General features: G+C 64.2%; 6 protein-coding genes. 5 read left to right on the top strand and 1 reads right to left on the bottom strand.

Annotation, left to right across the window (positions count from 1 at the left end):
• The first annotated feature begins 326 nt into the window (after positions 1 to 326).
• Together BRAS3809_RS00295 and BRAS3809_RS00290 are read left to right on the top strand one after the other, a co-directional pair.
• A complete protein-coding gene (locus BRAS3809_RS00295; RefSeq protein WP_008960099.1) occupies positions 327 to 6,026 on the top strand; it encodes an Npun_F0296 family exosortase-dependent surface protein in 5,700 nt (1,899 codons plus the stop codon).
• A 105-nt stretch (positions 6,027 to 6,131) separates the two neighbouring features.
• Entirely contained in the window at positions 6,132 to 8,369 is a 2,238-nt protein-coding gene (locus BRAS3809_RS00290) for a CHASE2 domain-containing protein (protein WP_008960098.1), read from the top strand.
• A gap of 420 nt (positions 8,370 to 8,789) precedes the next feature.
• Here the strand turns inward: BRAS3809_RS00290 and BRAS3809_RS00280 are convergent, their stop codons facing one another.
• On the bottom strand, positions 8,790 to 10,385 hold the full coding sequence (locus BRAS3809_RS00280; protein WP_035654710.1) for an ABC transporter substrate-binding protein: 1,596 nt from the start codon (positions 10,383 to 10,385) through the stop codon (positions 8,790 to 8,792).
• 251 nt (positions 10,386 to 10,636) lie between these two features.
• On the opposite strand from BRAS3809_RS00280, the gene BRAS3809_RS00275 reads away from it, so the two are divergent.
• The 3 genes from BRAS3809_RS00275 to BRAS3809_RS00265 form a co-directional block, all read left to right on the top strand.
• Complete coding sequence (locus tag BRAS3809_RS00275) at positions 10,637 to 12,253, top strand: ABC transporter substrate-binding protein (RefSeq protein ID WP_240535565.1); 1,617 nt, start codon at positions 10,637 to 10,639, stop codon at positions 12,251 to 12,253.
• A 130-nt stretch (positions 12,254 to 12,383) separates the two neighbouring features.
• Positions 12,384 to 13,337, top strand: coding sequence for an ABC transporter permease (locus tag BRAS3809_RS00270; RefSeq protein ID WP_035654706.1), 954 nt, complete (start codon positions 12,384 to 12,386; stop codon positions 13,335 to 13,337).
• A 2-nt stretch (positions 13,338 to 13,339) separates the two neighbouring features.
• Positions 13,340 to 14,241 (top strand): ABC transporter permease (locus BRAS3809_RS00265; protein WP_035654705.1); only part of this gene is annotated, 902 nt, incomplete at its 3' end.

The following is a 14,241-nucleotide window of genomic DNA, read 5'->3' as shown; positions in this document are numbered from 1 at the left end:
TAGCCTCGCTCACCCTCGCCGGCCGGAAACCGGTCCGTGGTAGTAAGTAAGCAAGGATGCGGCGCCCCTGATTAGTATTTCGGTTGGTGTGTATTCTTTATATGACTTGATTTTGGCCGTATAGTGCCTGTGGATACGTAACTATACTTGAAATTTTTGGAATTAAAGAAGGCTTAATCTTGTCAGCATGACAGCAAACTCGTGGATTGCGCCGTTTCTGCCCCTCCGGGGCACAAGCTGAAGATGGTTCCTCCTGACACTTGCCAGTGATATGCAGATTTCGAACGCCAATTGTTATGTAATAATTAACGATAGTCGGTGCCCCCGTGAATTACGCTGGCAAATCTGACGCCGCGCTTTTCTCCGACGGCCTGGGCTCGACCGCGTCTAAGCTCGTGAAGCTGGACGCGCCGCCGGCGCATGCGCCGGCCGACGCGATCGTCGTTCCCGACGCGCATTTCCTGTTCCATGCCGATTTCAAGCGGTCCGGCCTCGACCTCGTGCTGTCGTCCGACGGCCGCGAGCTGGTGGTCCCGGACTATTTCAAGGGCGAGAAGCGGGCCGTCCTGGCCTCGCCCGATGGCGCCCAGCTGACCGGCGATCTCGTCAGCGCGCTCTCCGGGGCCGTGCAGGTCAGTCAGGCCGGCGGCGCCGCCGCTGCCGGAAAGGTGATCGGCCACGTCACCAAGCTGCAGGGCACCGCGACGGTGATCCGCAACGGCGTGTCGATCCTGCTGCACAATGGCGACAACGTCGAAAAGGGCGACATCGTCCAGTCCGGCTCGAATTCCACGCTCGGCATCACCTTCATCGACGGCACCGTGTTCGGCCTGTCCTCGAACGCGCGGATGGTGCTGAACGAGATGGTCTACGACCCCAACGGGTCGAACAACTCCTCGCTGATCAGCCTCGTCGCCGGCACCATCTCCTTCGTGGCGGGCGAGACCGCCAAGCATGGCGACATGAAGGTCGACACGCCCGTGGCGACCATGGGCATCCGCGGCACCGCCGTGCTGGTCGAGATCGACTTCACGGTTCCGGGGCAGGGCGGCCTGCCCGACGCCAAGTTCCAGGTGCTGGTCGAGCCCGACGGCCACACCGGCTCCTATGTGCTGTTCGACAAGACGACGCTGCAGCCGATCGCGCTCGTCAATCAGGCCGGGCAGCAGATCCAGATCAGCAACGGCGTGGTGAACCAGACGACGGTGCCGCTGACGCCCGACGTCCAGAAGCTGATCAACGACGTCTTCACGCTGAAATTCACCGACAATACCAATCCGAAGACGACGACCCACTTCGCCGATCTTGGCGTGCCGCAGACGCTGCAGCCGGTGACGCTGCCGAACGGCACCACCGCGACGCCTAAGATTATCGTGACTGATGACTCCACGTCGACGTCGACGGGCGGCAACACGTCGACCGGCCTGGACCACTATGCGGGTGCGCCGGAGGTCCGGGTGCTCGGTATCAATGGCGGGCTCAGCTCGAGCTTCGGGCTCAGCGAGCGCGCCGGCCAGACCGGGATCAGCACCGATCTCGACACGATACTGAGCCGGGTCAATTTCGGCGACATCAATCCCGCCGACCGGCCGACCGTATCGGTCAGCTTCAAGTCCTTCACGTATAGCAGCGCGCAGCAGGCCGACGTCACCGGTTCGTTGAACGTCCTGCAGCTGAAGGACGTCATGGCGACGGCGGTGGCGATCAAAGTCACGCCGGATCCGAACAACAAGAACTACGGTTCGGCGACGCTGACCTACAGCGTGCCCGACAGTGCGTTCGACTTCCTCGCCGCCGGTGAGAAACTGACGCTAACCTATATGGTGCGCGTCGATACCAATTACGCGCTGGCCAATGAGTTCACGGAGGTTGCGGTCACGATCACCGTGACGGGCACCAACGATAAGCCGCAGATCACGACCAGCGGTGCCAACATCGCGTTCGAAGGCAATACCAGCGTGCCGAGCGCGCCGCTGACGTCTGACGAACCGACCTCGGGCACGCTGACATTCACAGATGTCGACCTTACCGATACCCACACGGTCTCGGCCAGATTGACCAGCGCCCAACTCGAAGGCCGCGGCGTTCCGTTGGCACCGCTGGCGCTGTTCGAACAGGCGCTGACGGCGACATTGGTCGCGGACAGCACCGGCAGCGGCGCCGGCAAGATCGCTTGGAGCCTCAGCGAGCTGCCTACCTATGTTGCGGAGGTCGTTCCGGCCGGGCAGACGCTGACGCTCACCTACACGGTGACCCTGACGGATTCCCAAGGCGCAACGTCGACCCAGACGATCACGGTCACGATCGCTGGGACGGGCGAAGCGGGCGAGGTCTGGATCGCCGCGGCGCAGCCGGGCGGGAGCAGCGGCGCCCTGGTCAAGTTGTGGAGCGACGACGCGAATTGGGCGACCGGTCTAGCGCCGACGGCCGCCGACGAGGTCATCATCATGACCGATCAGCCGCATGGCCTGACGCCCGGTTTCCCGGTGACGATCGATGCCGCGGCCTTCGCCAAGTCGCTCAGCCTGAATGATTTCGGCGGTGGGTCTGTCCCGGAGCTCGATAATCACGGCACGCTGACGATCAGTGGTGCGCTCACCATCAAGGCCGACTCGCGCATCTTCAATTTCGCCGATGCCCGGATCATCATCGGCGGCTCGGCGCAGATCCTCGACCAGACCGAATTGCACAATTCCGGCGGGCTGCTGCTGGCCGGTGGCGGCGTGTTCGGCCGCGCTGCAAGCATCAGCAACACCGGAACGCTCGATCTGTCAGGCGGCACGCTGACCGTGTACGGAAATGTCGAGAACGCCGGCGAGGACAGCTCCGGCCTCATCCAGATCGACCAGGGAGCGACCCTGTCCCTCAATGGCGGCAGCATCAGCGGGGGCGCGCTCCTGGTGCAGGGCGTGCTGGTCGTTCATACGTCCGGGATGCTCGACGACACCGGGGAGGCGCCGCAGTTGACCGACGGCCTGCTCGTATTAAAGGGGGCTGAGATCAGCGGTGGCGAGCTGGCCAATTTCGGCACTATCGAGGTGTCCGGGAGCGGCAACGTCGTGTCCAATGAGGCCGTCACCAATGCCGGCCACATCGTGGTCCAGTCGCAAGGCGCGCTGAAGCTCGATCTTGGGACCGATGTCGACAATGCCTATGGCGTGATAACGGTCGAGAGCGCGGCCAAGTTGACGCTATCTGAGGCAAGCGTCACCGGCGGCACGCTGAGCGTCGGCATCGTCGGCACGCTGGAGATCTCCGGCAACGGGGTGACCCTGTCGGACATGCATGTCGACAATGCCGGCCTCTTCACCGTGGACGTCGATGCGCTGCTCAGCCTGGCCGGCACCACGGTGAGCGGCGACGGCACGCTGCACGTCTACGGCACGCTCACGGCGAGCGGGTTCTCCAGCGTCGACGGCTCGCTGATCAATGACGGCACGATCGATATCGTCGGCGGCACGTTCGAGATCAACGGATCCCTGGTCAACGACGGCACCATCGAGATCGTTGGCGGAATCGTCGATATCAACGGACCGATCTCGGGCCACGGCACCATCGCGATCGATCCCGGCGCCGTTCTTCACGTCGCCGGCGGCAACACGCAGACGATCGATTTCAACGGCGCCGGCAGCAGCACGCTGGTGATCGAGGACGCCGGCTTCGTCGTCGAAGACTCCCGCTTCGCTGCCAAGATCGTCGGGCTCGGCGTCTCCGACAAGCTCGACCTGACGATGATCAAATGGGATCCGGCCAGCACGACCGCCTCCTATGATCCGCAGAGCGGCGTGCTCACGGTCGTCGATGGCGATGGCAACAGCATCAACCTGACCTTGAGCGGCGCCGACTATTCGAGCGCGCATTTCGTCGGCACCGACGACGGCAAAGGCGGAACGCTCATCACGCTGGTGGCCGACGATGCGGCGCCGGTGATTGCCGACGCCGGTCAGTCCGGGGCGATTGTCGAAGCCGACGGCGCGATCGGATCGTCCAATCAGCACAGCGTCGGCGGCACCATCCACTTCACCGATGTCGATCTGACCGATCGCCCGACGGCGGCCATCCTCAAGGATGCCCAGAGCGTGACCTGGACCGCAGCCGATGGTCACACGGATCTGTCCGCCCAGCTCACGCCGGACCAGGTCGCGGCGCTGGAGCACGCGCTGCAGCTGAGCCAGAGCGGCAACACCAACAATGGTGCGGTCGGCTGGACCTATGCCATCGCCGACGGCGCGCTCGACTTCCTCGGCGCCGGGCAGACCGTCACGGTCACCACCAAGGTCACCGTCGACGATCATCAGGGCGGCACCGCGACCTCGACGATCGCCGTCACTCTGACGGGCACCAACGACCAGCCGGTGGTCACGTCCGCGGCGCAGGGCGCCGTGATATCCGAGCAGGCCGGCAAGTCCGCCTCGACCAGCCCGGATGCTGCGCACGGCACGATCACCTTCACCGATGCCGACGTCACCGACACCCATGTCGTCAAGGTGACCAGCGTCACCGCCGACGGCGATGTCGATGGACTTCCCTCCGATGCGTCGGTGCTCAAGGGCTGGCTCTCGCTCGGGACGCTCACAGATTCCACCGGCGGCGGCGCAGCCTCGCAGGCGTGGACCTTCGCGGCCCAGGACCAGACGTTCGACTATCTCGGCGTCGGCCGGCACGTCACGCTGACCTACAATGTCGAGATCGCCGACGGCCACGGCGGCGTTGCCAACGTCCCCGTCACCATCACGGTGAACGGGGCGGAGGATACGCCGGTCATTACGGGAGAGACCAACCCGACCGTCCAGACCGTGATCCTGTCCGAGCACGCGATCGTGCTTGCGAGCCCCGTCAGCACCAACACCGCGGGCATGCCGACCGAAACCTTCGACCAGGTGTCGCCGGACAGCGGCGAGGAAGGGCGCGACCAGAACAGCTTCTACAGCAAGGCGCTGCACGCAACCTTCACGGCGAGCGGCGCCGCGGGCATTGTCCAGGGCTCCTCCCCGGTGTCGTCGGCGCCCTACATGCCCGACGGCCGCGACAAGACGCCCTATCTCACCGTCGGCGCCAACGCGCACGAGACGATCACCTTCGACAGCGTCAAGAACAGCTTCGGCCTGTATTGGGGGTCGGTCGACAGCTACAACAGCATCTCGTTCTATAACGGCAGCAAGCTGGTGGCGTCCTACACCGGCAGCGACGTGGCGCCCCTGATCGCGAATGGCGGCCAGACCTCGTTCGCCTCGAACGGCTATGTCGAGTTCCTCGGCCTGTCGCCGTTCAACAAGGTCGTGCTCGCCAGCGGCGCAAATGCGTTCGAGGTCGATAACGTCTCGGCCGGCAACATCGCCGATCAGCCGGTCAAGCTGGCGAGCAGCATGTCGGGCACCCTGAGCGTGCTGGATAAGGATATCGGCGACACGCTGACCGCCGCAGTGAGCGGAAACGGCGTGATCAAGTACAACGGCTCAACGAGCCTTCCCGCCGATGTCCATCTCGAGGCGCTGGCGGATTCCCAGGCGATCACGTTCGACAGCGCGATTTCGGACGGCAAGTCCGACGTCCTGCACTGGACCTATCATCCGGCCGCGGTGAACCTCGACTTCCTCGCTCCCGGCGACACGCTGACCGTCACCTATCAGGCTCAAGTGAGCGACGGCCACGGCGGATCTGCGATCAAGCCGTTGACCGTCACGCTGGTCGGCAATGGCGCCTCGACGGTCACCGGCACGGACCAGAACGACAATTTCGTCAATGTCGGCGGCGGCGTCACGATCTTCGGCAAGGGCGGCAACGACACCTTCGTCTTCAACCCGCATTTCGGCAGTGCCACGATCGGCGACCTCGATCTCAACCGTGACGTCGTCGAGCTCGATCGTTCGATGTTCGCGACCACCGAGGCGCTCGTCGCGTCGGCGCAGTCGGCCAACAACGGGCACGATACGGTCATCACCGATGCCGCACATGATACGCTGACCCTCAAGGGCGTGACGCTCGACCAGTTCAAGGCGCATCACGACGGTTTCCACCTGGTCTGAGCGTTTCGTCGTGCCTCCTTGCTGCTTCACTGGGATCGCGGGATGGCTCGCTCGCGGGCATCACGGGACTCCTGGAACGAGCGTCGCTATGAGATCGGATGCTGCATGAAGCGGTTGAAGGCAGTGCCACGATGGCTCGCGCGCAAGTTCGGCTATGCTCGCATGATCTGTCTGCTGCTGCTGATCGGCTTTGCCGCCTTGCGCGTTGCGGACCCTCCGCCCTTCGAAGAGTTGCGCCTGCGCACATTCGACAACTTTCAATTGCTCAGCCCGCGAACCAAGACAGCGCGCCCGGTTACGATCATCGATATCGATGAGAAGAGCCTTTCAGACCCGAAGCTCGGCCAGTGGCCATGGCCGCGCACGCGTATTGCGGAGCTCATCGACAGACTGACGAGACTCGGAGCCGTCGTCATCGCCTTCGACGTCGTGTTCGCTGAGCCGGATCGGCTCAATCCTGCGCTCGCAGCCGAGATGTTTCCAAATCTCGATGAGGCCACCCGTGAGAAGTTGAAGGCGTTGCCTTCCAACGACCAGGTGCTTGCCGACGCGTTGCGCAAATCGCGTATTGTTCTCGGCGAAACAGCAAGTCTCGTGAAGCGCGCGGATCTCGACGACACGCTGCCAGTGACCGGATTTGCGATGGTGGGCGACCCGATCCCCTACATGGAGCCGTTCCCCGGGCTGTTGCGCAACGTTCCGGTGATCGAACATGCTGCCATCGGCCGTGGCCTGTTCACGATTCCGCCCGAGCGCGACGGCATCATTCGCCGGGTTCCGATGATCATGCGCGCTCAGGACGTGACGATGCTCTCGCTGAGCTTCGAGATCTTGCGGGTTGTGACCGGAACTGACACGGTCTTGGTCAAGGCCGAGGATGGCGGCATTTCAAGTCTTGTTCTCCGCGGCTTTCAGATTCCTACTGATGGCAACGGCAAGATTTGGGTGCACTATGCCAATCATGACCCCTCGCTTTACGTCTCCGCCATCGACGTACTTGAGGGACGCGTGCCGCGGGAGAAGGTTGAAAAGAAGCTGGTCCTGATCGGGCCCGGACCATCGGCGATCGGTCTCAACGACATCAAGACAACCCCTGTCTACCGAGCCATGCCTGGAGTGGAAGTTCACGCCCAGGTGCTGGAATCGGTGCTGATGGGCTCTGTGCTGACGAGGCCCTATTGGGGCGTCGTGGTCGAGTTCTTCGGGGCAGTGCTGCTAGGCCTGCTCGTGATCGTGTTCGCACCACGGCTCGGCGCCGTCACGCTGGTGATCGTTGGAGGGCTGTTCGCGGGCGCGCTGCTGGGCACTTCCTGGTATTTCTACACACAGCATCGGCTTCTGATCGACTTCACCTATCCGATGCTGTCGACCACGGCGATCTATCTGACGCTGATCTTCGCGAGCTTCATTCGCGAGCAGCAGCAGCGGAAGGAGATTCGCGGCTGGTTCGCGCAATACATGTCGCCGGTTCTGGTCGAGCAGCTGGCGCAGTCGCCGGAGAAGCTGGTTCTCGGCGGCGAGGAGCGCGAGATGACCATCATGTTCTCCGACGTGCGCGGCTTCACCTCGATCTCTGAAAGCTACAAGCACGATCCGCAGGGCCTGACCACGCTGATGAACCGTTTCCTGACGCCGCTCACGGATGCGATCATCGCGCGGAAGGGCTATGTCGACAAATACATGGGCGATGCCATCATGGCGTTCTGGAACGCGCCGCTCGACGACCGGGAGCATCATCTCAACGCCTGCACGGCGGCGCTCGACATGCTGGACAAGATCGACGAGGTCAATCGCGAGCGCGAGCAGGAGGCCGCTCATGGCGGCCATGTCTACATCCCGCTCAACGTCGGCATCGGCCTCAATACCGGCATCGGCGTGGTCGGCAACATGGGCTCGGAGCTGAAGAAGAACTATTCGGTACTGGGCGATAGCGTCAACCTCGCCTCGCGCCTCGAAGGCCAGACCAAGGAATACGGTTTCCCGATCATCGTCGGCTCGGCCACCGCGCTCGCGGTCAAGGACAAGCTCGCGATCCTCGAGCTCGACTTCATCATGGTCAAGGGCAAGACCGAGCCGGAGGTGATCTACGCCATCGCCGGCCGCGAAGACGTGATGTATTCCGAGCGCTTCCAGCTCCTGCGCAACCTGACCATCGAGATGCTCGCCGCCTATCGCAGCCGCGACTGGGAGGAGGCGCTGGCCGCGATCGCGAGGGGACGGAAGAGGGACGAGGAGAAGGATCTCGCCAAGCTGTTCGACCTCTACGAGGCGCGGATTCGTGCCTATCAGCAGAACCCGCCGCCCGACGACTGGAACGGCGCCCACGCGCTGACGTCGAAGTAGCGTGATGATCCGTAGGGTGGGCAAAGCGGCGCCGCAGGCGACGCGTGCCCACCATCGACGGCGGTGGGTGCGGGCGGTGGGCACGGCGCGCGGAAGACCTTGAACGACAGGCCGAGCGCGGGCGCGCCTTTGCCCACCCTACGAAACCTTCTCCAACGTCAGTGCGACAGCGTCGTCGCGACGCAATCCAGAGTCGTTTGCTCGGCCCTGGGTCGCGTCGGTGCGCTCGCAATGACGTCGGAGACGGACTCTTCGTCGGCGGCGCCGAGTCTGGACCTCACGACAACGGCGCATACCGCCGCGATGAAGGAACGGCAGCCTCTGGTCGTCATTGCGAGGAGCGGAGCGACGAAGCAATCCAGGGTCATTTGCGCGGCTCTGGATTGCTTCGCTCCGCTCGCGATGACGGAGCAGGTCGCGTTACTCAGCCCCGATCGTCGTCAGGTCCTGGAACCAGTGCTGGGCCTGTACGAATGCCTTTACCTTGGGCGACAGCGCGTGCGGGTTGGTGTCGTGGACGACCCAGACCAGCACGGCATCGTCGACCACCTGCGCATGCGCCTGGGCGATCAGCTCGTCCTGCCTGGCCGGATCGAACGTCTGCTTGGCCTCGGCGATCAGCGCATCGACCTTCGGGTTCTTGTAGCCGCCCCAGTTGACGCCTGTGGGCGCGATCTGGTCGGAGGCGAAGAAGCGGACGATGGCGTAGAGCGGATCGGAGGTGACGTAGGCGATGTTGTTGGCGGTGATGCCGGCGTTCATCTCGTCGGCCGCGCCCTTGCGCCAATGCGTGTACAGGGTCTCGAGCTCCACGACCTTGAAGTCGATGTCGATGCCGATCTCCTTGAAGCTCTGCTGCAGGAACTCGTTCATTGGCAGCGACAGCATCTGACCGGTGCCGCCCTGCGCGATGATGAAGGTGGTCTTCAACGGCTTGGCCGGCGAATAGCCGGCCTCCTCGACCAGCTTCTTGGCGGCGGCGAGATCGTATTTCAGCTCGAACGTGGGCTTGCCGAACCACGGGCTCGAGGGATCGACCTGGCCCTTGGCGGGCTTCGCCAGGCCGTTCATCAGTCCGACCACCTCGTCGCGGTTGATCGCGAGATTGAGCGCCTTGCGCAGCCGGATGTCGGTCCAGGGCGAGCCCGGCAGCATGCTGAGGTGATAGTTCCAGACATGCGGCGTGACGTTGTCGACGAGCTTCATTCCGGCCGCCTTGAGCTGCGGCACGGCGTCGGGCGCCGGCGTCTCGATCAGGTCGACCTGGCCGGCGAGCAGCGCGTTGGTGCGGGTCAGCGCCTCCGGCATCGGCACCAGAACCAGCTTGTCCGTCTTCGGGATCCGGTCCTTGTTCCAGTATTCGGAATTCTTTGTTAGCTCCGCGAGCTCGCGCGGCACCAGCTTCGTCAGCTTGAACGGGCCGGTGCCGGAGGGCTGGCTGGCGAACTTGTCCCAATCCCTGCCGAGCTTCTCATATTGCGCCGGGCTCGAAATCAGGAACCACAGCATCTGATAGGGGAAGAACGAGTCGACCGTCTTGGTCGTGATCTCCACGGTGGAGTCGTCGATCTTGGCGTAGCTCGCCACCGACGGCAGGCGTGTCTTGACCTGGGCGCTCTGCCGCTTGTCGAACTGCGGTGCCTTATCGTTGAGCACCTTGTCCAGATTCCAGATCACCGCGTCGGCATTGAAGTCGCTGCCGTCGTGGAACTTGACGCCCTTGCGCAAGGTGAAGCGCCACTTTTTCTTGTCGGCATCGTCGACCTTCCATTCGGTGGCGAGGCCGGGGATCAGCTTGCCGGGCTTGTCGGCGACGCTCATGTCCCAGGCGACCAGCGGGTCGTAGATCGTATAACCGGTAAACTGATAGGCGCCGGCGCCGCGATCGGGCTGGCCGGTCGTCAGCGGGATGTCGGCCATCGAGATGCCGTAGCGCAGAACAGTTTCGGCGCGTGCCGCCACGGCGGACAGGCCGAGCGCAAGCGCGGTGGCGAGCAAGGACAATTTCATACGCATCAGGGTGAAGCTCCGTTGAAGACGGATCGAATTCGACGCGCAAAACCTGCAATCCGGGTGCCAAGCCACCGGCCGGATCGTTTGAGTACAAACAGTTGTGACCACGCGTCGCAGGCGCCCGCTCGGGAGCAGCGCTGGCATAGGCGTTGCATAATGCTGCCCAGAATTTAGCCAGCTGATCGGAGATCTTGATCGTGCTTTTGCGTATTGCCACCTCAATGACCAAGCGCGCGGCCGTTATGGGCGCGGTGATGACGAGCGCTGCCATCCTCATGCTGCCGGCCCGGGCTGGCGCGGAATCCGTGCTGCGCATCGGCATGACGGCGGCGGACATTCCGCGGACGCTCGGCCAGCCCGACCAGGGTTTCGAGGGCAACCGCTTCACCGGCCTCACGATGTACGACGCGCTGACGATGTGGGACCTGTCGTCGGCGGACAAGCCGAGCGTCGTCATTCCCGGCCTCGCCACCGAGTGGAAGGTCGATGAGGCCGACAAGACCAAGTGGACCTTCAAGCTGCGTCCCGGCGTCACCTTCCATGATGGCGCGCCGTTCAATGCCGACGCCGTGGTGTGGAACGTCGAGAAGGTGCTGAAGCAGGACGCGCCGCAGTTCGATCCGAGCCAGGTCGGCGTGACCGCCTCGCGCATGCCGACGCTCGCATCGGCGCGCAAGATCGACGATCTCACCGTCGAGCTGACGACAAAGGAGCCGGACAGTTTCCTGCCGATCAACCTCACCAACCTGTTCATGGCGAGTCCGGCGAAGTGGCAGAAGCTCTATGAGGCTGCCACCGGCGCCGACGACAAGGCGAAGTCGCAGGCCGCCTGGGCCGCGTTCGCCAAGGACGCCTCGGGCACCGGCCCGTGGAAGATGGCCAAGTTCACGCCGCGCGAACGGCTGGAGCTCGTGAAGAACGAGTCCTACTGGGACAAGGCGCGCGTCCCCAAGAGCGACAAGATGATCCTGCTGCCGATGCCGGAAGCCAACGCGCGCACCGCGGCGCTGCTGTCCGGGCAGGTCGACTGGGTCGAGGCGCCCGCGCCGGATGCGCTGCCGGAGATCAAGCAGCGCGGCTTCAAGCTCTACGCCAATGAGCAGCCGCATGTCTGGCCGTGGCAGTTCTCGCGCATCGAGGGCTCGCCCTGGAACGACATCCGCGTCCGCAAGGCCGCCAATCTCTGCGTCGATCGCGAGGGCCTGCGAGACGGCCTGCTCGCCGGCCTGATGGTGCCGGCCACCGGCACCTTCGAGAAAGGCCATCCCTGGCGCGGCAACGTCACCTTCGAGATCAAGTACGACAAGGCCGCCGCGCAGAAGCTGATGCAGGAGGCGGGCTTCGGACCGAACAAGAAGCTCGAGGTGAAGATCCAGACGTCGGCTTCCGGCTCGGGCCAGATGCAGCCGCTGCCGATGAACGAATATCTGCAGCAGGCGCTCGCGGAATGCTATTTCGACGTCAAGCTCGACGTCATCGAGTGGAACACGCTGTTCACCAATTGGCGCCGCGGCGCCAAGGACGCCTCCGCCAACGGCGCCAACGCCACCAACGTGACCTATGCGGCGATGGATCCGTTCTTCGCGCTGGTGCGCTTCCTGCAGTCGTCGATGGCCCCGCCGGTGTCGAACAATTGGGGCTTCATCAACAATCCCAAGTTCGACGAGCTGGTGAAGAAGGCGCGCCAGACCTTCGATCCCGTCGAGCGCGACAAGGCGCTGGCCGAGCTGCATGCGGCATCCGTCGACGACGCCGCGTTCCTCTACGTCGCCCACGACGTCGGCCCGCGTGCGATGAGCCCGAAGGTGAAGGGCGTGGTGCAGCCGAAGAGCTGGTTCATCGACTTCTCGCCGATCTCGGTGGAGCCGTAAGGCTCCATCCTCCACTCGTCGTCATGGCCGGGCTTGACCCGGCCATCCATCTTTGACCCGTGGAGGAGACCGCGTGGATGCCCGGGTCAAGCCCGGGCATGACGACCGATAGACCTTCAAAAGGTGACTCGTGCTCTCTTATGCTGCCAGGCGGATGGTCTATGCGATTCCGATCATCATCGGCGTCGCGCTGGTCTGCTTCATGCTCGTTCACATCACGCCCGGTGATCCCCTGGTGGCCGTGCTGCCGGCCGACGCGTCGCAGGAACTCGCGCAGCAGCTGCGGGTGGCCTACGGCTTCGACAAGCCGTTGCCGGTGCAGTTCGGCCTGTGGCTGTGGCGCGCCGTCAACGGCGATCTCGGCAGCTCGATCGCGACCGGCCGGCCCGTGCTCGCCGAGGTTCTCCGCGCCGTCGCCAACACCGTGACGCTCGCCATCGCCGCCGCCATCATCGGCTTCTCGCTCGGCCTGTTCTTCGGCCTCGTCGCCGGCTACTTCCGCGACACCTGGGTCGACAAGGTCGCGACCTCGATCGCGATCGCGGGCGTCTCGCTGCCGCATTACTGGCTCGGCATGGTGCTGGTCATCATCTTCTCGGTCGAGCTGAACTGGCTGCCTGCGGTCGGCGCCGGCCCGTCCGGCTCCGGCGCCTGGTCATGGGACTGGGCGCATTTGCGATTCTTGATCCTGCCGGCGATCACCACGTCGGTCATTCCGATGGGCATCATCACCCGCACGGTGCGCGCGTTGACCGGCGACATCCTGAGCCAGGATTTCGTCGAGGCGCTGCGCGCGAAAGGACTGCGCGAGACCCAGGTGTTCCGCCACGTGCTGAAGAATGCCGCGCCCACCGCGCTCGCGGTGATGGGCCTGCAGCTCGGCTACATGCTCGGCGGCTCGATCCTGATCGAGACGGTGTTCTCCTGGCCCGGCTCGGGCCTGCTGCTGAACTCCGCCATCTTCCAGCGCGACCTGCCGCTGCTGCAGGGCACGATCCTGGTGCTGGCGATGTTCTTCGTCATCCTCAACCTCGTGGTCGATATCGCGCAGGCCGCGATCGATCCGCGCATCAAGCGGGGCTAGCGATGAGCGTGAGTTCTCCGAGCGCCGTCAGCGAACAGTCTCTGCAGGCGGCGCCCGCCGCCAAGGCACGTGGCTATTGGGCCACCGTCGGCCGCCGCATCGTTCGGGACAAGGTCAGCATGGTCTGTGTCGCGATCCTGCTGCTGATCTTTCTCTCCACCTTGCTTGCGCCCTATCTGCATCTCGCCGACCCCTATCAGGGCTCGATGATCCGCCGGCTGCGCCACATCGGCACGCCGAACTATCCGCTCGGCACCGACGAGCTCGGCCGTGACATGCTGGCGCGGCTGATCCATGGCGGGCGGCTGTCGCTGCTGATCGGCATCTCGCCCGTGATCCTCGCCTTCGGCATCGGCACCATGCTCGGCCTCGTCGCCGGCTATGTCGGCGGCTGGGTCAACACCGCGATCATGCGCACCATCGACGTGTTCTACGCGTTTCCCTCGGTGCTGCTGGCGATCGCGATCTCCGGCGCGCTCGGCGCGGGGATCACCAACTCCATCGTGTCGCTGACCATCGTGTTCGTGCCGCAGATCACCCGCGTCGCCGAGAGCGTCACGACCGGCGTGCGCAATCGCGATTTCGTCGAGGCCGCGCGCGCCTCCGGAGCGAACGCCTTCACCATCATGCGCGCGCACATGCTCGGCAACGTGCTCGGGCCGATCTTCGTCTATGCGACCGGCCTGATCTCGGTGTCGATGATCCTCGCCGCCGGTCTGTCGTTCCTCGGCCTCGGCACCAAGCCGCCGGAGCCGGAATGGGGACTGATGCTGAACACGCTGCGGACGGCGATCTACGTCAATCCCTGGGTGGCGGCGCTCCCGGGCGTGATGATCTTCGCCGTCTCGATCTGCTTCAATTTGTTGAGCGACGGCTTGCGCAGCGCGATGGATATCCGGAGCTG

The organism is Bradyrhizobium sp. STM 3809 (genome assembly GCF_000239795.1).
GTDB lineage: Bacteria > Pseudomonadota > Alphaproteobacteria > Rhizobiales > Xanthobacteraceae > Bradyrhizobium.
Note: the sequence above shows the minus strand (reverse complement) of the source record. Positions and strands in the feature narration are given on the sequence as shown.

Coding starts and splice junctions, on each gene's coding strand:
- BRAS3809_RS00290 (WP_008960098.1), top strand. CDS start 6,132: ATGAAGCGGTTGAAGGCAGTGCCACGATGGCTCGCGCGCAAGTTCGGC.
- BRAS3809_RS00280 (WP_035654710.1), bottom strand. CDS start 10,385: ATGCGTATGAAATTGTCCTTGCTCGCCACCGCGCTTGCGCTCGGCCTG.
- BRAS3809_RS00275 (WP_240535565.1), top strand. CDS start 10,637: ATGACGAGCGCTGCCATCCTCATGCTGCCGGCCCGGGCTGGCGCGGAA.